This is a genomic window from Pseudomonas endophytica (assembly GCF_001411475.1).
Classification (GTDB): domain Bacteria; phylum Pseudomonadota; class Gammaproteobacteria; order Pseudomonadales; family Pseudomonadaceae; genus Aquipseudomonas; species Aquipseudomonas endophytica.
The window spans coordinates 53,179-74,618 of sequence record NZ_LLWH01000013.1 but is presented as its reverse complement, the minus strand read 5'-3'; the positions used below and the strand labels follow the sequence as shown (position 1 = coordinate 74,618).

General features: G+C 53.9%; 16 protein-coding genes and 1 other RNA gene. 8 read left to right on the top strand and 9 right to left on the bottom strand.

Translation table 11 applies throughout. From position 1 onward, the window contains the following. Window positions 1-43 precede the first annotated feature (43 nt). From AQS70_RS02305 to AQS70_RS02280, 6 genes are all read left to right on the top strand, one after another. Window positions 44-2,494 (top strand): heavy metal translocating P-type ATPase, encoded by a 2,451-nt coding sequence (locus tag AQS70_RS02305; protein WP_055101320.1) that lies wholly within the window; start codon window positions 44-46, stop codon window positions 2,492-2,494. A gap of 20 nt (window positions 2,495-2,514) precedes the next feature. Then, window positions 2,515-2,736 carry a cbb3-type cytochrome oxidase assembly protein CcoS gene (gene ccoS, locus AQS70_RS02300; RefSeq protein ID WP_055101319.1) on the top strand — a complete coding sequence of 74 codons (222 nt, stop codon included), beginning with the start codon at window positions 2,515-2,517 and terminating at the stop codon, window positions 2,734-2,736. Beyond that, entirely contained in the window at window positions 2,729-3,412 is a 684-nt protein-coding gene (locus AQS70_RS02295; protein WP_055101318.1) for a sulfite exporter TauE/SafE family protein, read from the top strand. Before ccoS ends, AQS70_RS02295 begins: the two co-directional genes overlap by 8 nt. Before the next feature lie 229 nt (window positions 3,413-3,641). Next, window positions 3,642-5,024 carry an oxygen-independent coproporphyrinogen III oxidase gene (gene hemN / locus AQS70_RS02290; protein ID WP_055101317.1) on the top strand — a complete coding sequence of 461 codons (1,383 nt, stop codon included), beginning with the start codon at window positions 3,642-3,644 and terminating at the stop codon, window positions 5,022-5,024. A gap of 179 nt (window positions 5,025-5,203) precedes the next feature. Continuing rightward, on the top strand, window positions 5,204-5,938 hold the full coding sequence (fnr, locus tag AQS70_RS02285) for a fumarate/nitrate reduction transcriptional regulator Fnr (protein ID WP_055101316.1): 735 nt from the start codon (window positions 5,204-5,206) through the stop codon (window positions 5,936-5,938). 49 nt (window positions 5,939-5,987) lie between these two features. Continuing rightward, window positions 5,988-6,530 carry an adenine phosphoribosyltransferase gene (locus AQS70_RS02280; protein WP_055101315.1) on the top strand — a complete coding sequence of 181 codons (543 nt, stop codon included), beginning with the start codon at window positions 5,988-5,990 and terminating at the stop codon, window positions 6,528-6,530. A 76-nt stretch (window positions 6,531-6,606) separates the two neighbouring features. On the opposite strand, the gene recR is transcribed toward AQS70_RS02280, so the two are convergent. The 4 genes from recR to AQS70_RS02260 form a co-directional block, all read right to left on the bottom strand. After that, the gene (gene recR / locus AQS70_RS02275) at window positions 6,607-7,209 is read right to left on the bottom strand and encodes a recombination mediator RecR (protein WP_055101314.1); all 603 of its coding nucleotides are present in this window, start codon (window positions 7,207-7,209) and stop codon (window positions 6,607-6,609) included. Window positions 7,210-7,327: 118 nt separating this feature from the next. Beyond that, entirely contained in the window at window positions 7,328-7,666 is a 339-nt protein-coding gene (locus tag AQS70_RS02270) for a YbaB/EbfC family nucleoid-associated protein (protein WP_055101313.1), read from the bottom strand. Between the two features lie 77 nt (window positions 7,667-7,743). After that, window positions 7,744-9,816, bottom strand: a complete 2,073-nt coding sequence (dnaX, locus tag AQS70_RS02265; protein WP_055101312.1) for a DNA polymerase III subunit gamma/tau — start codon at window positions 9,814-9,816, stop codon at window positions 7,744-7,746. 358 nt (window positions 9,817-10,174) lie between these two features. Further along, window positions 10,175-11,170: an AraC family transcriptional regulator gene (locus AQS70_RS02260; protein ID WP_055101311.1), complete on the bottom strand. Its 996-nt coding sequence runs from the start codon at window positions 11,168-11,170 to the stop codon at window positions 10,175-10,177. Between the two features lie 469 nt (window positions 11,171-11,639). Here AQS70_RS02260 and AQS70_RS02255 point away from each other — a divergent pair, with 469 nt between their 5' ends. Further along, on the top strand, window positions 11,640-12,497 hold the full coding sequence (locus tag AQS70_RS02255) for a MinD/ParA family ATP-binding protein (protein WP_055101310.1): 858 nt from the start codon (window positions 11,640-11,642) through the stop codon (window positions 12,495-12,497). 54 nt (window positions 12,498-12,551) lie between these two features. Next, window positions 12,552-12,962, top strand: coding sequence for a hypothetical protein (locus AQS70_RS02250; RefSeq protein WP_055101309.1), 411 nt, complete (start codon window positions 12,552-12,554; stop codon window positions 12,960-12,962). A gap of 425 nt (window positions 12,963-13,387) precedes the next feature. On the opposite strand, the gene ffs is transcribed toward AQS70_RS02250, so the two are convergent. The 5 genes from ffs to AQS70_RS02230 all read right to left on the bottom strand — a co-directional run bounded on the left by ffs (window position 13,388) and on the right by AQS70_RS02230 (window position 21,415). Further along, window positions 13,388-13,484, bottom strand: an RNA gene (gene ffs / locus AQS70_RS23040) — signal recognition particle sRNA small type. 193 nt (window positions 13,485-13,677) lie between these two features. Then, window positions 13,678-16,038: an NAD-dependent DNA ligase LigA gene (gene ligA / locus AQS70_RS02245; protein WP_055101308.1), complete on the bottom strand. Its 2,361-nt coding sequence runs from the start codon at window positions 16,036-16,038 to the stop codon at window positions 13,678-13,680. Window positions 16,039-16,131: 93 nt separating this feature from the next. Next, a complete protein-coding gene (zipA, locus tag AQS70_RS02240; protein ID WP_055101307.1) occupies window positions 16,132-17,007 on the bottom strand; it encodes a cell division protein ZipA in 876 nt (291 codons plus the stop codon). Between the two features lie 257 nt (window positions 17,008-17,264). Then, window positions 17,265-20,753, bottom strand: a complete 3,489-nt coding sequence (gene smc / locus AQS70_RS02235; RefSeq protein WP_055101306.1) for a chromosome segregation protein SMC — start codon at window positions 20,751-20,753, stop codon at window positions 17,265-17,267. 2 nt (window positions 20,754-20,755) lie between these two features. Beyond that, window positions 20,756-21,415 carry a GntR family transcriptional regulator gene (locus tag AQS70_RS02230; RefSeq protein ID WP_055101305.1) on the bottom strand — a complete coding sequence of 220 codons (660 nt, stop codon included), beginning with the start codon at window positions 21,413-21,415 and terminating at the stop codon, window positions 20,756-20,758. Window positions 21,416-21,440 lie beyond the last annotated feature (25 nt).

Below are 21,440 nucleotides of genomic sequence, written 5' to 3'. Positions count from 1 at the left end.
TACAGCGTTTCCAAAATATTACCAAGCTCCCAGCGCGCACACTATGACCTCTCCCACTCCCTGCTATCACTGCGCCCTGCCGGTTCCGCCCGGCAGCCGCTTTAGCGCCGACGTTCTGGGCCAGACCCGTGAATTCTGCTGCCCCGGATGCCAAGCGGTGGCGCAGGCCATTGTGGCCGGAGGACTGCAAAGCTACTACCAGCACCGCAGCGAAGCCTCTGCCAACCCTCAGGCGTTGCCGGTGCAACTGGCGCAAGAGCTGGCCCTGTATGACCGGCCTGATGTGCAAAAACCTTTTGTAAGGCACGAAGGCGATCAAGCCGAAACTACGCTGCTGATCGAAGGCATCAGTTGTGCCGCTTGTGGCTGGCTCATTGAAAAACACCTGATGCGCTTACCCGCCGTGAGCGAAGCCCGGCTCAACCTGTCTAACCATCGCTTGTACCTACGCTGGGCCGACAACCGACTGCCCTTGAGCGAAGTGCTGAGCGAGTTGCGCCATATCGGCTACGCCGCTCACCCGTATCAAGCAGATCGGGCGGCGGAGCAATTGGCCAGCGACAATCGTCTGGCCTTGCGCCAACTGGGTGTTGCGGGGTTGCTGTGGTTTCAGGCGATGATGGCAACCATGGCCACTTGGCCCGAGTTCAACATCGACCTTAGCTCAGAGATGCACACCATCCTGCGCTGGTTTGCGCTGTTTCTGACAACGCCAATCGTGTTTTACAGCTGTGCTCCTTTTTTCAAAGGCGCTATGCGTGATCTGCGCACCCGTCATCTGACGATGGATGTATCGGTGTCGCTGGCCATTGGCGGTGCCTACGTGGCGGGTATCTGGACCGCTATTACCGGGGTCGGCGAGCTGTATTTCGATGCCGTCGGGATGTTCGCCCTGTTCTTGCTGGCCGGACGTTACCTTGAGCGTCGCGCTCGTCAGCGTACGGCAGCTGCCACCGCGCAGTTGGTCAACCTATTGCCCGCCTCGTGCCTACGCCTGAGTGATGACGGCCAGAGCGAGCGCATTTTGCTGAGTGAACTCAAAGTAGGCGACAAGGTATTGGTGCATCCCGGCGCAGTCCTGCCGGCAGACGGCAAGATTGTCGAGGGTCAATCGAGCATTGACGAATCACTCCTGACCGGCGAGTACCTACCGCAATCGCGCAACGTGGGCGATGCAGTGACCGCGGGCACCTTGAATGTCGAGGGCGTGTTAACGGTGCAAGTACTGGCTCTGGGCCAAGATACGCGTCTATCAGCCATCGTACGCTTGCTGGACCGGGCGCAAAACGAGAAGCCGCGTCTGGGCCAAATCGCGGACAAGGCGGCGCAATGGTTTTTGCTGTTCTCATTGATCGCAGCGCTAGCAATTGGCCTTATCTGGTGGCAACTCGACCCGGATCGAGCGTTCTGGATCGTTCTAGCGATGCTGGTGGCTACCTGCCCTTGCGCACTGTCGCTGGCAACCCCAACCGCGTTGACCGCTGCCACCGGCACCTTGCACTCACTCGGTCTGTTGTTGACCCGTGGCCACGTGCTTGAAGGCTTGAACAAAATTGACACGGTGATCTTCGACAAAACCGGCACCTTGACCGAGGGTCGTCTCGCCTTGCGCAGCATTCGACCCTTGCGTGACCTGAGCAGCGATCAGTGCCTCGCCCTCGCGGCCGCCCTCGAAAACCGTTCTGAACATCCAATTGCCCGGGCTTTTGGCCGTGCCCCCCACGCTGCCAAAGACGTGCACAGCACGCCGGGGCTGGGCCTTGAGGGGCTAGTTGGCGAGCACCGTTTGCGCATTGGCCAGCCACGCTTTGTCTGCGAACTGAGCCACTGCCCGATCCCTGAGATGCCAAACGAACCCGGCCAATGGTTGTTGCTGGGTGACACTGAAGGTGTGCTGGCGTGGCTGGTACTCGACGACCGCCTTCGCGCTGACGCCCCCAAACTGTTAGCGGCGTGCAACGCTCGCGGCTGGCGCACGCTACTGCTGTCGGGCGACAGTTCGCCGATGGTGGCGAGCGTGGCCGCTGAACTGGGCATTGATGAAGCTCAAGGCGGATTGAGCCCAGATGACAAACTACGCGTACTTAAAGACCTGCACGCCCAAGGCCGCACCGTATTGATGCTCGGTGACGGGGTGAACGACGTACCGGTGTTGGCCGCCGCTGACATCAGCGTGGCAATGGGCTCGGCCACCGACCTGGCTAAAACCAGTGCGGATGCCGTGTTGCTGTCCAATCATTTGGGGGCTTTGGTCCAAGCCTTTAGCCTAGCCCGTCGGACACGCCGGGTAATCATCGAAAACCTGCTGTGGGCCAGCGTGTATAACGGCCTTATGCTGCCCTTCGCGGCGCTGGGCTGGATTACACCAGTCTGGGCCGCGGTCGGCATGTCGATCAGTTCGTTGATCGTGGTGCTTAACGCTCTGCGTCTGACCCGCATGCCGCGTCAGGCGCAGACTCAACCCACGCCGAACACTCGCCCGCTACCGGCCTGAACCGGTCGCCTGGAGCCTTTATGCCAGCGCTTTACATCATGATCCCAGCGGCCCTGTTGATCGTCGCGATCGCCATCTTCATCTTCTTTTGGGCGGTAGACAGCGGCCAATACGACGACCTGGACAGCCCCGCCCATAGCATCCTGTTTGATGACGAAGACCCACAGCACACCGCTGCCGTGGATGAGGCCAAAGACAGCCATCGGCATGCGGCCAATAAGCAAGCGCCGCCCCATGTCTGAATTAGCTCCGCTGTTCGTGTCAGCGATTATTTTAGGCGTGCTTGGCGGCGGGCATTGCTTGGGTATGTGCGGCGGCCTGATGGGCGCGCTGACGTTCGCCATCCCCAAAGAGCAACGCAGCCGACGCTTTAAGCTGCTACTGGCTTACAACCTGGGCCGAGTACTCAGTTATGCCACAGCGGGTTTTCTTATGGGGCTGGCGGGCTGGGCCGTGGCTAACAGTCCGGCGGCCCTGCTGATGCGAGTTATGGCAGGATTGCTGCTAATTGTGATGGGCTTGTACCTTGCGGGCTGGTGGAGCGGCCTGACCCGCATTGAACGCTTAGGACGCGGTGTGTGGCGGTACGTGCAGCCACTGGCGGGCCGGTTATTACCGGTATCGAGCCTCCCACGCGCCCTGCTCTTAGGTGCGCTATGGGGCTGGTTGCCGTGCGGATTGGTTTACAGCACGCTGATCTGGTCTGCCAGCCAGGGCAACGCCCTCGACAGCGCCTTACTGATGCTCGCTTTCGGCCTTGGTACATGGCCCGTATTGTTGGCCACCGGTTTAGCGGCCGAACGCATGACCGCCCTCCTGCGAAAGCGCAGCGTACGCATGGCGGGTGGTGTGTGCGTGATGCTATTCGGCCTCTGGACCCTGCCCGGGCCACATCAGCATTGGTTGATGGGGCATTAAAGGTGGAGTTGCGTGGTTTTTGATCTGGTTTTTGATCTTAGAGGCCCCGTTAAACCACGCTGGCCTCGCACAGGTTTTGCGCAGTGGGTAACCCGGCAAAAGAGAGAACTGATTGACGAACCCCGTCGATTTTTGTTGCCCAGAGCTGGCGTTGATACAAATCAAGGTGCGATAAATTCACTGCCCCTAGACTCCCGAGCATTGCCAGCCATCCCTGGAGAATGCCCGCATGCTCGACGCTATTCGTTGGGACTCAGATCTAATTCGCCGCTACGACCTCGCCGGGCCGCGTTACACCTCGTACCCGACAGCCATGCAGTTCCACGACCAGATCAGCTCATTCGACTTTTTGCACGCGCTGCGCGATAGCCGCAAAGCCCAGCGTCCGCTTTCGCTGTATGTGCATGTGCCGTTTTGCGCCAATATTTGCTACTACTGCGCCTGCAACAAAGTCATCACAAAAGACCGTGGCCGTGCGCAGCCTTATTTGAAGCGACTGGAACAGGAAATCAATCTTGTTGCCTGTCATCTCGATCCCAAGCAGACCGTCGAGCAATTGCATTTTGGCGGGGGCACGCCAACCTTTTTAAGCCACGATGAGCTGCGCCAGTTAATGGGCCATTTGCGCCAGCATTTCAATCTGCTCAACGATGACTCCGGCGACTACGGCATTGAGATTGATCCTCGCGAAGCCGACTGGTCAACCATGGGCTTGCTGCGCGAACTGGGCTTTAATCGCGTAAGCATTGGCCTGCAAGACATCGACCCCGCCGTGCAGCGAGCAGTCAACCGCTTGCAAAGCCTAGAAGAAACCCGCGCCATCATTGATGCTGCGCGCACCTTGCAGTTTCGCTCGATCAACATCGACCTCATCTATGGCTTGCCGAAACAAACTCCCCACGCTTTTGCTCGCACTATTGAGGAAGTGATCAGCCTGCAACCCGATCGTTTGTCAGTCTTCAATTACGCGCACCTGCCAGAGCGTTTCAAACCTCAACGTCGAATCAATACCAGCGAGCTGCCCTCTCCTGCCGAAAAACTCCACATGCTTGAGCAAACTATTGAGCAACTGACCGCAGCGGGTTATCGCTACATCGGCATGGACCATTTCGCATTGCCCGACGATGAGCTGGCGATAGCCCAGGAGGAATCCACGCTACAGCGTAATTTTCAGGGTTACACCACCCATGGTCATTGCGACTTGATCGGGCTGGGTGTGTCCGCGATCAGCCAAATAGGCGATCTGTATTGTCAAAACGACAGCGACATTACGAGTTATCAACACACTTTGCGTAGCGAGCAAGTCTCGATCAGTCGTGGCTTGCTGTGCAATCAGGATGATCGAATTCGGCGGGAGGTGATTCAGCAAATTATCTGCAATTTGCACGTGTCGTTCGCGCGCATCGAGCAGGCATTCAATATCGACTTCAGGGGGTATTTCTCAGGCCAGTGGTCAGCTCTTGAAACCATGGCCGCAGATGGTTTGATTGCTCTTAACGGCGAGCAACTGACGGTACTACCTGCAGGACGATTATTGGTGCGTTCTATTTGCATGGTGTTCGATAGTTATCTTGGGCAGCAAAGCCGTCAGCGTTACTCGCGGGTGATCTAACGCTCACTGCGGCGAAAGTCCAATAGACATTGGCCTAAGCCCTATTTTCAAGGCTCTTAATACGGCATTTGAGCGGGTTCAGCGCTGGAATAAAATGCACACTATTGACGCGCTGGCCTCACCTCCCGCACTGGGTTACCCTTGCATCTTATGTGTGTTTTCCTACAAGGATTTAAGAGATGTCCGAGCCAGTAAAAGTGCGCGCTCATAGCCAGGCTCACTGCAAGGACTGCAGTCTTGCTCCGCTCTGTTTGCCGCTTTCGTTGAATTTGGAAGACATGGATGCGTTAGAAGAAATTGTTAAACGCGGCCGCCCACTGAAAAAGGGCGAGTTTTTGTTTCGTCAGGGCGATACGTTCGGCTCGGTCTATGCAGTACGTTCCGGTGCACTTAAAACGTTCAGCCTAAGTGACAGTGGCGAAGAACAAATTACCGGCTTTCACTTACCGAGCGAGTTGGTTGGTCTGTCGGGCATGGATACTGAAACTTACCCTGTGTCCGCTCAAGCGTTAGAAACGACGCCCGTTTGCGAAATTCCCTTCGAGCGTCTGGACGAACTTTCAGTGCAACTGCCGCAATTGCGTCGTCAGTTAATGCGCATCATGAGCCGTGAAATCCGTGACGATCAGCAAATGATGCTGCTGCTATCGAAAAAGACCGCAGATGAGCGTATTGCAACGTTTTTGGTAAATCTGTCCGCTCGATTCCGCGCCCGTGGCTTTTCTGCCAACCAGTTCCGCTTGAGCATGTCGCGCAATGAAATCGGCAACTACTTAGGCTTGGCCGTTGAAACAGTTTCTCGCGTATTCACCCGCTTACAAGAAAACCAGCTAATCATCGCCGAGGGCAAAGAAGTCAAGATTCTTGACCCAATCAAGCTCTGCGCTTTGGCTGGCGGTTCGCTAGAAGTCTGATAAGACCTATACTGGCGGCTCCGAAGCCCGCTAGGAAACTTCTTACCCCATGGTCAACGACTTCTGTCTCAAAGCCCTCATCCGTCCGGTGCTTGATTTCCCCAAGCCCGGCGTGATCTTTCGCGATATCACCCCGCTTTATCAATCACCCCGCGCCATGCGGGTGATCGCCGACAGGTTGATCGAACGTTACGTTGAAGTTGATTTCAGCCATATAGGCGCAATGGATGCCCGCGGCTTTTTGATCGGTTCAGTACTTGCGCATCAACTTAACAAACCGCTGATCCTGTTTCGTAAGCAGGGCAAGCTGCCCGCTGACGTACTGGCAGAAGGTTATCAGACCGAGTATGGCGAGGCGCTTCTGGAAGTCCATGCAGACAGCTTGTGCGAAGGTGATTCGCTACTGCTGGTCGACGACTTGATCGCCACAGGCGGTACGCTGATCGCCGCAGTAAATCTGGTTCGCCGCATGGGCGCACAGGTGTTTGAGGCGGCGGCGATTATTGACTTGCCCGAATTGGGCGGTTCAACGCGGTTGCAAAGCATCGGCGTACCGACATTTAGCCTGACTGAGTTCTCGTTGACTGAGTAAACCGGTAGGCGCTGCCGAAGTACGAAGGCTGCGATCTTTAAAGATCAAAAGAGCGCAGCCTGCGGGGGTTTTACCGTCACAAGGCGATCGGTTTACGCCCGGCAAATGAGTGCGCCAAGGTCCCGCCATCGACCAACTCCAGTTCGCCACCCAGCGGTACGCCGTGGGCAATACGCGAAGCGATCAGCCCCTTACTGTTCAACAGTTGCGCAATGTAATGCGCGGTGGCTTCACCTTCCACGGTCGGGTTGGTGGCCAATATCACTTCCTTAAAGGTGCCCTGCTCGGCGATGCGCGTCATCAGTTGCGGGATACCAATCGCCTCCGGCCCAAGACCGTCGAGCGGCGACAAATGCCCCTTGAGCACAAAGTAACGTCCGCGATAGCCGGTCTGCTCAATGGCGTACACATCCATTGGCCCTTCAACCACACACAGCAACGTGTCGTCGCGACGCACGTCGGCACACTGCGGGCATAGGTCATCTTCGGTCAGGGTTCTGCACAGGCGGCAATGACCTACGCCATCCATCGCCTGACTCAAGGCCAGCGCCAAACGCGATCCGCCACTGCGATCGCGCTCTAACAGTTGCAGAGCCATGCGTTGCGCCGTCTTTTGCCCGACACCTGGCAAAGTCCGCAAGGCATCAATCAGTTGACGAATAAGGGGGCTGAAGCTCATAGAGAAAGGTCCGACAAAACAACAAGAGGCGGTTTATACCCGCGGGCTGATCCAGCGTCAAATGCCCGCCGAGCAGGCAAAAAAATGCCGGGCTCAGGGCCCGGCATTTTTGAGCACCTTAGAACGGCAACTTCATGCCTGGCGGCAGTTGCATGCCAGCGGTTACACCAGACATTTTGTCCTGATTGTTGGCTTCGATCTTGCGTACAGCGTCATTAACGGCTGCGGCGAACAGGTCTTCCAGCACTTCGCGGTCATCTTCACTCACGCCTTCGAGCAGGCTTGGGTCAATGCTCACGCGCTTGACGTCATGACGGCCGGTCATGACCACGGTCACCATATCGCCACCTGCTTTACCGGTGACTTCAGCATTGGCCAGTTCTTCCTGCATCTTGGCCATTTTTTCCTGCATCTGCTGCGCCTGCTTCATCAGGCCGGCCATGCCACCTTTCATCATGGGAATCACCTCAAACGTTATTTGGACAATGCACCCGCACTCATCATGCTTGCGAGCTGTAAATTTTTACCCGGACGTCACGAAACCTGAGCCTCTATAACGTCCACAGGTTGAATCGTATCGTCGCGAACGGCCGCGCCGAACTGCTCAATCATTTGCTGAACCAACGGGTCGGCGTAGATCGACTCTTCTGCCAGATGCTGACGCTCTGCTCGCAAGCGCGAGGCCGCTTGGGCTGGGGTTTCTTGCTCCGGCTTAACCAACTCAATAGTGACTTTGAGTGTACGTTGGTGGAACTGGTTCAACGCATCATTCAGACGACGCTGCTGGGTCGAGTTAAACAGCGCGCTATGGGCCGGATCCAAGTGCAGCAACCAGTCATCCCCGTCCACTGCAATCAAGGTGCAGTTAGCGCCAATGCTCGCCGTCATCCCCGATACGGGTAGTTGGGGGAACATATTGAGCCATTCAAGGGCCAGCCCCGTGGCAGGCATTGCCGCAGGTAATGGCTCAGGTTCTGGTTGCGGCTCGACCGCGTGTTCGCTGGCCAATTCGTCTAGGTAGCTGTAAGCCGCTGAGTCCATGTCCGGCTCGCTGTAGTCTTCATCCAGAGGAGGCTCATCGTCGCGATCCATACCAGATAACGCCGCATCGACTTGCGCGGGCGTTGGCTGATCGTTTGGCGCAGCTACCCACTCCGGGGCATCCGGGACCGCGCTGTCTGGCGTTGGCAACGGCATAGGCGCCAAATTTGGTTGCTCACTGACCGTTTCAAGCACTGGCTCTGGCGTGATCTCATCGTCGATCACGGGCGCTGGGCGGTCATTCCATGGCAAGTCGATTTCAGCTACTGCGGGCGCCGGAGCAGCCGTCACTGGTGCAATCACTTGAGGCGTTGGCGCGACAACTTCAGCCACCGCCGCTACTTCAGCCACCGGTGCGGGTTCAGCGCTCGGCACACTCACTGGCGCGACGGCGGTCGTGCCAGCCACTGTGGAGGCGGAATCAACTGTGGCCTGGCTGATCCCCACTGGCTTTAGCGGCTGACTCGGCGCATCGCCGGTGTCCGCTGGGCGGAAAGCCAGCATCCTCAGCAAGACCATTTCGAAGCCGCCACGCGGATCTGGCGCCAGCGGCAAGTCGCGTCGACCAATCAAACCCATCTGGTAATAAAACTGTACGTCTTCACTCGGCAACGCTTGCGCGAGGGCCAATACGCGGTCGCGATCACCCTGGCCGTTATCAACGCCCTCAGGCAGCGCCTGGGCAATGGCCACACGGTGGAAGACATTGAGGATCTCGCTGAGCACGCCATTCCAGTCCGGGCCTTGCTCGGCTAAATGTCGTACCGCCTCCAGCAACGCCCGCGCATCGCCCTCAATCAAAGCATGCAACAGATCAAATACTTGGCCGTGGTCTAGGGTCCCAAGCATGGCCCGCACATCCGTCGCCAGCACTTTGCCTTCACCGAATGCAATTGCCTGATCGGTAAGGCTCATGGCGTCACGCATCGAACCATCTGCGGCTCGACCTAGCAGCCACAGTGCATCGTCTTCAAAGGGTACGTTTTCGACACTTAACACTTGACTCAAATGCTCGACAACACGCTCCGGCGTCATGTTCTTAAGCGAAAACTGGAGGCAACGGGACAGAATCGTTGCTGGCAGTTTTTGTGGGTCGGTGGTCGCCAAAATGAATTTGACGTAGGGCGGCGGTTCTTCGAGGGTTTTCAACAGCGCATTGAAAGAATGGCTGGAAAGCATGTGCACTTCGTCGATCAGGTAGACCTTAAAGCGCCCACGGCTAGGCGCATACTGCACGTTATCAAGCAGTTCACGGGTGTCCTCAACCTTGGTACGACTCGCGGCGTCGATCTCGATCAGGTCGACAAAACGCCCTTCATCAATTTCGCGACACACCGAACAGGTCCCGCAGGGTGTCGAGGTGATACCTGTTTCACAATTCAGGCATTTGGCGATGATCCGCGCAATGGTGGTCTTGCCGACGCCACGCGTACCCGTAAATAAATAGGCGTGGTGCAGGCGCTGACTGTCCAAAGCATTGATCAGAGCCTTGAGCACATGGGTCTGGCCGACCATTTCGCGGAACGAGCGCGGACGCCATTTACGTGCAAGAACCTGATAACTCATTGATAACCGTCGCGTCTAAAAAGCGGAGGGGGCTAATGCTAGCGGAGCAAGGGCAAAATTGCATCCGATGCGCACTTTAAACTGCTCGCAGATTCCTAAGGAGCCGCTTGCGACGAGCGCAGCTCGCTTCGACAGCCTCATAGACGGTGCGCAATGTCTATAAAGCCGTTGTTGATCGTAAAGTGCTCAGCGCACGCAAAACACCAAAGAAGTTATAACATCACCCAAAATCTGCGTTTACTGGATCTAGAGTTATCCGCTGACTAAGACACTTCCCTCCACGTTTACAAAGCCTAAATTATGGGTTTAAGAACATCTCAATAATTTTTAAGCCGAACTTAACACGCCAATCAGTACCTTAAGAACTGACCCGTAAATCCATGTTATTGCGGTACTGCTGAGGTGTCATATCAAACCAGCGTAACGACGATTTATGAAAACTACTTCTTTCACAATAACCCAACGTAGCGCACACATACTTCAAGCTATAACGGGTGTGCTTGAGCAAGTAATGAGCAAGCTCTTTGCGCGCGCCATCAAAAACAGCCGTGAAGCATAGCCCCTCGCTTTGCAGCGCATATTGCAAGGTTCTAGAGCTCACTTTTAAACGCCTCGCAGTAGATTTTAGGGTCGGAATACAGCCTGCAAATAACTCATCTTTAATAATTTTCTTAACCCTGACCGACATCAATCCACCGACCACTTTCTGCAACTGAGCGCCCAGCAAGTCTGAATGTATACTGTCGAGCGTTGGTGAGGCTGAAATCAAAGGGTAATCATAAATTTCGCGGGGGAACATCAAACTATTCAGGGCTGCGGAAAACTTGATCTCATGACCGAATACGGCCTTTAACTCATCCAACTTTTCCGGCTCAGGGTATACAAGCTCTACCCTTAAAAGACTGAGCTGACGATCTGGAACCAACCACTTGATCAATGACAATACAACTGCCGCTCCAGAATCAATAAAGGCCCGAGGCGCTTTACAGCCTATTTCGAATCCGATCAACTTGATAAATTGCTCTTGAAATTCGAGCTTCAGCAATGAACCATCACTGATTAAAGCATGATAGGTCACGAACCGCTCCAACGCTTGCCCCAGTGTTGCGCATGACATGACCGCGTAGCCCAAAATACCTAGCATTGCAGGGTGACTATTATTAAACACTTTCAGTCCAAGATCAGGATCACCCATTTTCACTGCCAAATCAGCTAACCACTCATACACAAAGGTTATATCAATATACTCATCACTCTTCCCCATAAACGAAGCATCTAATTGATCAACATAAGGATATTTATGCCCTAAGGCACTACCAAGCAGATGCACATATGACTTGCTAATTTTATACATCTACCACTCATCCAGGGCATAGGATCAAATCGGCTAACCCTCGCGAGCTGAGGGGGTTACGATGAAATATTCAATGATTCATCGGAGTAATGTCAATACGCCTTGCACGATTGAACACCACATTCGCTCCACGAGACACTTACCGCAACAACTCATGTGTGTAACCATATCGCTACCAAAAGTTTGTGTAAAATTTTTTAATCGATACGGTTATAAGCTCTATGATAAGCAACAAGAAAAAACGGGGATGGATATGGGCTTTTAAAAAAATTAGATCCTATAACTGCACGCTCTCAACTGCTTTGTTTCGAGCTTCTATTTATAGGCTAACAGGCGACACTGGCATCTTTGGACCTAAAAGCAGCTACACCAAGTTCAGAATAAAAAAATAAAAAATGCACACTGAGCCTTTCAATTTTTCTGTGCAGCCCACTCAGAAAGCCAACACAGTAACGCATCTATGAACTCTATGAAGCCCCCTCAAGCAGTCGTTATTGCAAGCGGCAAAGGTGGAACTGGCAAGAGTACGCTTTCACTCAACCTTTCTGTTGCTTTAGCTGAGCGTGGAAAAAGAGTGGCGCTTTTAGATGCCAACCTGGAACTTCCAAGTCTTGCAACGCTGCTGAATTTAATACCTAGGCACACCCTCACAGACTTAATTGAAGGCCGCTGCTCACTGGGTGAAGTCATTGTTAACGGGCCTAAAGGCATCACGTTAATTCTGGGCAGCAGTTTGCCAAATATAACGCGAAACTTAAGCTCGGCTCATCATTTCGGCATCGTTAATGCGCTCAACACTCTATCGAGCAATGTAGACATACTCATTGTTGACACCGCACCAGGCATCAACCATTCGACCCTGAATTTTTTGAGCGCCTCACACGATATACTGCTTATTATCAATAATGAACCGACAGCCATTGCGTGTAACAAAGCACTTATTAACCAATTCAGAGGCCAGCACCGCATAAACAACTTCAGAATCGTTATCAATAAGGTGATGAATATGCGCGAAGGCCGAAGAGCATTTGATACGCTACAACGCGAATACACCGAAGAATTCAACGTGTTTTTACACTATGCCGGGCACGTCCATGCTCACAAACACGCGCGCAGTGCGGCAAAAAATGGACGGACACTTTACGAGCTTTACCCCACATCAGAATTCACAAAAGATATTAAAAAGCTCGCACACAACATTGAGAAGTGGCCATCAAAAGAAACGCCCACAGGAAGGATTGAGTTTTTTATGGACGGCGCTACCAACGCTGCATCCTGCGCACTACCTCAGGAGGGCAAGTTTTTAGCAAACACGCCTATTGATTAATAACTCTAAAATTATTGTGGTGCCCACACAGCACCTTAAACGGACTGCAACCCCATGACATGGACATTCAAAGATCGCTTTAATCCACACAGACGAATCACTATTGATGGTGAGTTCCTAACACTCCTAATCCATCTTGAAGATACATTTGAGGATTTTCGCTATTACAACAGTCTAGACGCTGACGCACAAAACCAACTATCCAACGACAAGGGGGTTATTTTCGCTAAAGTGATTTTTATTCACACACAAATCAGTTATTGCTTAGGCACGCATGACTGCCAAGAGGACTTTTACTATGAATTTTATTGCACGACAGTCAGAAAGTACTTAGTTAATGTTCATCCTAGATTCGCCATGAAAAAATATGCCGAATTTATTTCATACATTCAAAGCGAGAATGAATCAACTACACCCTCCATCACTCAAAAAGAAAAAAACAACGAACTCACTGATGACCATTGAATATCAACTTGCTTATTCCGACCATTAGGAATAGCACAATGAGCACTTCTGCTCATCCGACAAAAACTTATTTATTTAGACGACGCTGAGCCGGGCGGCTCATCAAGACACTCTATTGAGCCATATTCAGCGCATGACGGTTAAACAAAAGCACTCGTCTCGCGATCATCAAACCTTCACTTAGAGCACGCTACTTAGTTCTAAACGATAAATACAAGGTACAGCAAAGCCGTTCGCAACCAATCTCTCATTCAGTTATAAACACTTAGCAATGAGATAGCGCCGTCTGAAGTGTTTAATCGCAAAACTGGACCAAGGTAAATCGTCAGCACAGCCCATCGACTCAGAGGCTACTTTACTGAGAAATTTCGAGATTTTTGATTTTAAAATCCTTGGAGGATCAAGGACTTAGAGAATGGAGGCAACCCCACCAGCCACACCCCGGCACACAATGTTCCCGCTGTGGCTGCTTCCTTCCGGATCTGACCAGGTTCACGGGTAATCGTTGCGGAGGGACCGATAGGGTCACCATAACAACATCCGCCTAGCAGCGAACGGCGCCATTGTACCTGTCTGACGAAAAGTTACAACCATTGCTGCAAGAATAAAAAAATGAATGGGCTCAAGCACTTGGATTCGGGCCGAGACATCCCACAGACGCGGGTCTGGCGATCTTTTGATCTGGCTAATCAAAAGATCGCAGCTCAGCAAACGATTACTCCAGCGGTACACCCTGCTCTTTCAAAAAGGCTACAAAAGTTTCTTCGTCCAGCACTTTGAGGCCCAGCTCGTTGGCTTTGGTCAACTTTGAGCCAGCGCCAGGTCCTGCTACAACGCAATGGGTTTTACCGGAGACGGAGCCTGAGACTTTAGCGCCAAGGCTTTCGAGCTTGTCTTTGGCGACGTCACGACTCATTAATTCTAATGAGCCGGTTAACACCCAAGTCTGTCCGGCCAACGGTAGACCTTCTACGGTTTTTTTCTGACTTAGCCAGTGCATGCCGAAGTCGCGCAGTTGCGCTTCAACGTCCAGCGCCAAACGCGCATTATCCGGGTTGTCGAAGAATTCGCGCACGGCCTTGGCTTGTTTTTCAGGTAATGCCTGACGCATATCTAGCCAATCGGCGTTTATCACACGCTCAAGGGTGTCAAACTTGTCGGCCAACTTTTGCGCCCCGCCCGGCCCAACAAAAGGGATGTGCAGCTTGTCGATCAGCCCATTTAAGGTCGCGCTGGCTGTAAATTCAGCGCCCAACTCCCCCTGATCCTGTAATTCCAGACCTCGCTCCAACAATTGGCTAATCACCTGCTGATTATGCTCGTCGCTGAAAAAGCTATGGATCTCATGAGCCACTTCTAGGCCCACGTCTGGCAGGTAGGTAAGCACTTGCGGCAACGCACGCTGTACGCGCTCTAATGAACCCAATGAGCGGGCAAGTACCTTAGCCGTCTCCTCCCCCACATCAGGGATACCCAACGCATAGATAAAACGCGCCAATGTCGGGCGTTTGCTATCAGCAATGGCTGATAACAAGTTTTTGCTCGATAACTCGGCAAACCCTTCTAGGTCGACGATTTGTTCAAAAGTCAGGATGTATAGGTCGGCCGGAGAACTCACCAAACCTTCATCGACTAATTGCTCAACGCTTTTTTCACCCAGCCCCTCTATGTCCATTGCCCGTCGCGAAACAAAATGAATGATTGCTTGCTTCAGTTGGGCTCCGCAGGCCAAGCGACCGACGCAGCGATACACCGCGCCCTCGCTGATGGTTTCGCGACCCTTGCTGCGCTTGATCAATTGCGTGCGTTCAACGTGCGAACCGCACACCGGGCAGCTTTCGGGAATGTGTACGGGCCGCGCATTGTCAGGCCTGCGATCCACTACCACTTGCACCACCTGCGGAATCACATCGCCGGCACGGCGAATAATCACCGTATCGCCAATCATCAAGCCCAAACGCGCCACTTCGTCCATGTTGTGCAAGGTGGCGTTGGACACCGTAACCCCTGCGACTTTAACCGGCTTGAGGCGAGCCACCGGCGTCACCGCGCCTGTGCGCCCCACTTGAAACTCAACATCCAGCAACTCAGTTAGTTCTTCCATTGCCGGAAACTTATGGGCGATTGCCCAGCGCGGCTCGCGGGCGCGAAATCCCAGTTCACGCTGAGCAGCCAAGCTGTTGACCTTGAAAACAACACCATCAATTTCGTAAGCCAATGAGGCGCGGCGCTCGCCAATATCGCGGTAATAGTCCAAACACTCAGCAATACCGTTCGCCAGCTTTAGCTCATGACTGACGGGCAAACCCCATTGCTGCAACTGTTTGAGGTTGCCAATGTGAGTATCGGAAAACTCTTCAGAGACTTGCCCCAGACCGTAACAGCAAAACTCTAACGGTCGGCTGGCAGTGATTTTTGAATCCAACTGACGCAAGCTGCCTGCCGCGGCGTTGCGCGGGTTGGCAAAGGTTTTGCCGCCTAGCGCCGCTTGAGATTCATTCAGGCGATCAAAACCGGCCTTGGACATAAACACCTCGCCCCTCACTTCAAGCACTGTAGGCCAGCCACTGCCTTGCAACTTGAGCGGGATATTGCGCACGGTACGCACGTTAACGCTAATGTCCTCGCCTGTGGTGCCATCACCACGGGTGGCACCGCGTACCAAAACCCCGTTTTGATACAACAAGCTGACCGCCAGACCGTCCAGCTTGGGCTCGCAGCTGTATTGAACTTCAACACCGCCGCCAAACAAGTCGCCCGCTGGCAAATCCAAGCCTTCATTGACGCGACGATCAAACTCGCGCATATCCGCTTCATCAAACGCGTTCCCCAAGCTCAACATGGGGATTTCGTGACGTACTTGGGTGAATGCTGACAACGCCACACTGCCCACGCGCTGAGTCGGCGAATCAGGCGTTACCAGCTCCGGATGCTCAGCTTCCAGCGCTTTAAGTTCACGAAACAGACGATCGTACTCGGCGTCTGGAATGCTCGGTTCATCGAGTACGTGATAGCGATAGTTATGCAGATCCAGCTCAGCGCGCAGCTCTAGAATTCGGGTGTTGGCGGCGTTCATTGGGTGTTCTCTCACAAAGCAAAAGAGCAGCCGAAGCTGCTCAAGTGTTAATTCATTTCGCGTTCAGCGGGCGCCAATACAGGGCCCCGCGGCTCAGCGTTTTTGAGTCAGTGCACGACGCTCGAATTCGACGATACGCTGACGGTAGTGCTCGATGGTCTGGGCCGTCAGGACACTGCGCTGATCGTCTTTGAGCTCGCCATTGAGTTCTTGTGACAGCTTGCGGGCAGCTGCAACCATCACATCAAAGGCCTGCTTGGGATGACGTGGCCCCGGCAAGCCGAGAAAGAAACTCACTGCTGGCGTGCTGAACAGATCAATGTCATCCAGATCAAACACGCCTGGTTTCACAGCATTGGCCATCGAGAATAGAACTTCGCCGTTACCGGCCATGCTCTCGTGACGGTGGAAAATATCCATCTCACCGAAGCGCAAGCCGCTTTCAAGAATATTCTGTAACAGCGCTGGACCTTTGAAGCCAGCAGGGTCACGGCTGATGACACTGATAACTAGCACTTCCTCTGCCGCTTGCGCAGGCTCTTTGCTTTCTACACCGGCTGCTGCTGGTGCTTGGCGCCCACGCGGCTTGCTTTCAGCCGGGGCATCATCGTCACGCGCACTAAAGTGCGGACCGTCATCTTCAAGATCAAGATTAAGGTTCAAGTCGCCTTGGCTAGGCTCACCGCTGCGCTTGCCACGCTTGGAGGTCTTATCACGGGGCGGCATGCTGACCGATGGCAGATCATGCTCATCCAACTGCGGTTCCTTATGAGACGGGGTATCCAGAACCCGTGACGGGCCCAATAGCTCGGCGCTGTTTTCCTCATCGGGCGCATTGGAAAAGCTACGATCAAGGCGAAACTTGAGCTTGCCTTTGCCGCCGCGCATACGGCGCCAGCCATCAAAAAGAATACCGGCGATTACCACTATGCCGATGACTATCAGCCACTCGCGCAGACCGATTTCCATGTAATCCCTTGCCCCTAAAAAAATGATTCTATGAAGAAGAGCCTAAAGCCCTTTAAAACGTGGCGCCAACTCTATGTTCTGAATGGCGTTTTACCCACGTGTAAAAATTAGACGCTAAATTAACACGACCAAAGATAACTTTACACCGTCTGTCACCTTGCGCTAAACCTCTGTGGCCACCGACCTTCACAAACCATCAGTCTTGTCTGTAGGGATTTTCTTATGTGAAGAAAATTTTACCCTTACTTGCTTATAGCTCATGCGTCGACCATTGCCATTGCTTCCTCAACATCAACCGCAACAAGACGTGAACAACCAGGCTCATGCATCGTCACACCCATCAACTGATCAGCCATCTCCATGGCAATTTTGTTATGCGTGATGTAGATGAATTGCACCGTCTGCGACATCTCTTTGACCAGCCTGGCATAGCGCCCAACGTTAGCGTCATCAAGCGGTGCATCCACTTCGTCAAGCATGCAAAACGGCGCCGGATTGAGTTTAAAAATGGCAAAAACCAATGCCAAGGCCGTTAGCGCTTTCTCTCCACCGGACAGCAAATGAATCGTGCTGTTTTTCTTGCCCGGCGGTCTCGCCATGATAGTCACCCCTGTATCGAGTAAATCTTCGCCCGTCAGTTCCAAATAAGCGCTGCCGCCACCGAAAACTTTTGGGAAAAGTGCCTGTAATCCACCATTTATCTGATCAAAGGTGTCTTTAAAGCGGCTCCGGGTTTCTTTATCAATCTTACGAATAACGTTTTCTAGGGTATCCAGCGCTTCGACCAAATCAGCATCTTGAGCATCCAAATAACGCTTGCGCTCCGATTGCTGCTGATATTCATCAATGGCCGCGAGGTTGATCGCACCCAAACGTTGAATGCGTGCAGCAATCCGCTCCAGCTCCTCTTCGGCCTGTTGCTCATTGAGCTCATTGCTCAACGTAGCCAACACCCCGTGCAAGTCATAGCCATCTGCCAACAATTGATCCTGCAAGGCAGTACGTCGAACCGTCAGTGCTTGCCACTCCATGCGCTGTTGCTCGAGCTGGCCACGAATCAACTGGGATTGTTGTTCCGCCTGGTTTCGGCGCTTTTCAGCATCTCGAAGCTCACGATCCGCGTCTTCAAGGGCCAACTGCGCAATTTTAAGCTCTTGATCAACGGTGAGCCGCTTGTCGAGTAACTCCTCAAGTTTTAAGCGCAACTCCTCAAGTGGAGCCTCGCCCTCCTCCAGATTCAAGGTGAGTTGCTCGCGTTTTTCAGCCAATCGTTCTGATTGCAGCTCTAAACGCTCAAGCGCTTGGCGGGTTGAGTCGTGCTGTGCTTTTAGCGAACCCAAACGCACCGCCAACTGATGGGCATGATCTTTATGCTGGCGCGCCTCTTGACGCATCCGGTCTAGACGCTCGCGCAAACTGTCGCGCTGTGCTAATAGCAACTCGCGCTGCTCGGTGTCCGTTGCCATCGCATCCAGCGCGTCTTGTAAGCGCAAGCGCGCTTCACCGACGTGCTCATGCTCTAACTCACGCTGCTCACCAAGCTCGGCCAACTCTTCGTCCAGACGCCGACGACGCAAGGTTAGCTGTTCAACCTTGGCCTTACTGGCAGACAGCTTGGCTTTGACCTCACCTTGCTGACGGGCTTCATCCTGCAAGCGTCGACGAATCTGCTCACGTGCGTCCTCTTGAGCCACTTGTTGCTCACGCAAGCGTTGCAGCGTGTCTTCAAGGGTAGCGAGGGCGGTCTCATGCGCTTCGCGCTCACTGCCCAGCCGCTGGATCTCCTGACCACGCGCCAGCACGCCGCTTTCGGCCTCACTGGCGCGACGCACTCGCAAAAAGTTGCGCCCAACCCAGTAGCCGTCGCGACTGATAAGGCTTTGGCCCTCGGCCAGTTGCGCCCGCAAAGCCAGCGCCTGCTCAAGGGTTTCAACCGGCTTGACCTGCCCCAGCCAAGGCGCTAGGTCAAAGTCAGCGTCGACTTTGTCCAGCAAACTACCCGCTAATCTGTTTGACTGGGTCGCGGCGCTAAATAAGCGCAAATCACCTTGCGCAAAGGCCGACAGGTCAACTTGCGAAATATCATCCACCAAGACTGCTTGCAGGTCAGCGCCCAGCACTGTCTCAACCGCAAGTTCCCAGCCTGCTTCAACTCGCAAACCTTCCGCCAACCGTGGACGCTCAGCCAATTGCTGTTCACGCAGCCACTGCGCAACACCTGCGTCCGGGTCTAGCGCGGCTTGTTGCAATGCTTCAAGTGAGGCCAAACGACCATTGAGACGCTGTAATTCACCCTGCGCCTGCTGCTGGTTGTGGGTCGCTAGCTGCAAGTCGTGGCGTACTTGCTCCAAACGCTCGATTAGCTGCTCTTCGCTGGCTTGCAACTCTTCTTGGGTCAGTTCACTGGTCGCCAGCAACTCACTCAGCTCAAGGATCGCAGCATCTTCGGGATCTGCCGCCAGTAAGGCGCGCTCTTCCACCAAGCGGCGCTGGCGTTCGGCCACTCGCTCCATGCTGGTTTCTAACTGCTGAATACGCGCTTGTAAGACTTCAGACTGACGTTGCGGCTCAGCCGAGCGCAGATTGAAAGCCTCCCACTGCTCTTGCCAGGCGAGCATGGTGACTTCGGATTCTTCAAGGGCAGCCGCTGACTCTTCTGCGGCCGCGCTGGTCAGTTCCTGCTCAGGCACCAGCATGTCGAGTTCTTCACCCAGCGTGGCGAGCATGGTCCGGTCATGACCCAAGTGCGACTCGGTTTCGAGTCGTGAACGCTCGGCCTCTCGCAAGTCATCTTGCAATTGACGCAAACGCTGCTGACCGTGCTGAATACTTTGCTCGACGCGTGCGATGTCTCCACCGACCGAATAGAACCGCCCTTGCACCAAATTAAAGCGCTCTGACAGATCATGGTGCCCGTCACGTAATCGCTCGATACTGGCATCGGCGTTTCGCTGCTCAGCAACCAACGCTTCAAAGCTGACTTCTTGGTCACCAATAACCGACTCGCGCTGCCCAACCTGTTCGTTTAAGGCTTGCCAACGCAGCGCGGACAGTTGGGCTTTAAGCTGACGCTCCTCGGCTTTGTATTCTTGGTACTTCTCGGCCGCCTGAGCCTGTCGATGCAGACGCTCAAGCTGGCGCCCGAGCTCTTCACGTAAGTCAGTCAAACGCGCGAGGTTTTCGTGAGTGCGACGAATCCGATTTTCGGTTTCACGACGGCGCTCTTTGTATTTGGAAATGCCGGCGGCTTCTTCAATAAAGTTGCGCAGGTCTTCGGGCTTGGACTCGATCAATTTCGAGATCATGCCCTGCTCGATGATCGAGTAGCTGCGCGGCCCTAGACCGGTTCCCAGGAAAATATCAGTAATGTCACGCCGACGGCATTTGGTGCCGTTGAGGTAATACGTGGTCTGGCTGTCACGGGTCACTTTACGGCGGATGGAGATCTCAGCGTAAGCCGCGTATTCGCCGAGCAGCGTTCCATCAGTGTTATCAAACACCAACTCGATACTGGCCTGACTCACAGGTTTGCGGCTTGTGGAGCCGTTGAAGATGACGTCGGTCATCGACTCACCGCGCAAGTTTTTGGCTGAGCTTTCGCCCATCACCCAGCGCACGGCGTCGATAATGTTCGACTTGCCGCAGCCGTTAGGCCCGACCACGGCCGCCATATTGCTAGGAAAGTTTACGGTTGTCGGGTCAACAAACGATTTGAAGCCCGCCAGCTTGATGCACTTGAGGCGCACGCTTAGGCAACCGTCAAGGCTGATAACACCAAGTCACAACTGCGCTGAGCATAACGGCTCAGTACTACACGAATTTGCGAAAAATCACGCGCCAAAACAGCCTCAAGCAACTCTGCAAACAGCGCCAAGAACTCACTCATCTCAGCTTTGCGTTGCTCCAGAGCCAAGTAATAGGCGCGGCTCATGGCCGGATGTAGGTTTTCGACGGTTTCCTGCAAGTACGGGTTGTCAGCAAATGGGTAGGCGGCGCGCATCACGTTGAAGCTGTCTTCAACAAAAGTGCTGATGTCCTGACGCTCAAAGCTGTCGACCAAGCGCTGCTGGATTTGCAGGAACGGCCCTAAGTCAGCCGGAACGGTCCAACGCTGCGCAACGGCATTGCCGAGCAAAATATACATCTCGCTCATTAAGGTACACAGGCTCTGCACCTTGTGCGCCGTGAGTTCGGTGACGTGGGCGCCGCGCCTTGGGAGGATCGCGATCAAGTGGCGGCGCTCGAGGATTAATAATGCTTCGCGAACAGAGCCACGGCTGACATTAAGTGCCAGCGTTACCTTCTGTTCTTGAATGCGTTCCCCTGGCTTGAGCTCGCCACGAATGATCCGTTCGGCGAGGTGGTGAGCGATTTGCTCGGCGAGGCTGTCCGGCGCCTTGAACGTCATGTTTTACCTTCAAAATCTTCGATCA

Excerpts from the sequence above, each read along its gene's own strand:
- zipA (WP_055101307.1), bottom strand. The coding sequence starts at position 17,007 with ATGGAAATCGGTCTGCGCGAGTGGCTGATAGTCATCGGCATAGTGGTA.
- AQS70_RS02230 (WP_055101305.1), bottom strand. The coding sequence starts at position 21,415 with ATGACGTTCAAGGCGCCGGACAGCCTCGCCGAGCAAATCGCTCACCAC.
- AQS70_RS02305 (WP_055101320.1), top strand. The coding sequence starts at position 44 with ATGACCTCTCCCACTCCCTGCTATCACTGCGCCCTGCCGGTTCCGCCC.
- AQS70_RS02250 (WP_055101309.1), top strand. The coding sequence starts at position 12,552 with ATGACATGGACATTCAAAGATCGCTTTAATCCACACAGACGAATCACT.
- AQS70_RS02295 (WP_055101318.1), top strand. The coding sequence starts at position 2,729 with ATGTCTGAATTAGCTCCGCTGTTCGTGTCAGCGATTATTTTAGGCGTG.
- AQS70_RS02270 (WP_055101313.1), bottom strand. The coding sequence starts at position 7,666 with ATGATGAAAGGTGGCATGGCCGGCCTGATGAAGCAGGCGCAGCAGATG.
- ccoS (WP_055101319.1), top strand. The coding sequence starts at position 2,515 with ATGCCAGCGCTTTACATCATGATCCCAGCGGCCCTGTTGATCGTCGCG.
- AQS70_RS02260 (WP_055101311.1), bottom strand. The coding sequence starts at position 11,170 with ATGTATAAAATTAGCAAGTCATATGTGCATCTGCTTGGTAGTGCCTTA.
- ligA (WP_055101308.1), bottom strand. The coding sequence starts at position 16,038 with ATGAACGCCGCCAACACCCGAATTCTAGAGCTGCGCGCTGAGCTGGAT.
- recR (WP_055101314.1), bottom strand. The coding sequence starts at position 7,209 with ATGAGCTTCAGCCCCCTTATTCGTCAACTGATTGATGCCTTGCGGACT.
- AQS70_RS02255 (WP_055101310.1), top strand. The coding sequence starts at position 11,640 with ATGAAGCCCCCTCAAGCAGTCGTTATTGCAAGCGGCAAAGGTGGAACT.
- hemN (WP_055101317.1), top strand. The coding sequence starts at position 3,642 with ATGCTCGACGCTATTCGTTGGGACTCAGATCTAATTCGCCGCTACGAC.
- dnaX (WP_055101312.1), bottom strand. The coding sequence starts at position 9,816 with ATGAGTTATCAGGTTCTTGCACGTAAATGGCGTCCGCGCTCGTTCCGC.
- AQS70_RS02280 (WP_055101315.1), top strand. The coding sequence starts at position 5,988 with ATGGTCAACGACTTCTGTCTCAAAGCCCTCATCCGTCCGGTGCTTGAT.
- fnr (WP_055101316.1), top strand. The coding sequence starts at position 5,204 with ATGTCCGAGCCAGTAAAAGTGCGCGCTCATAGCCAGGCTCACTGCAAG.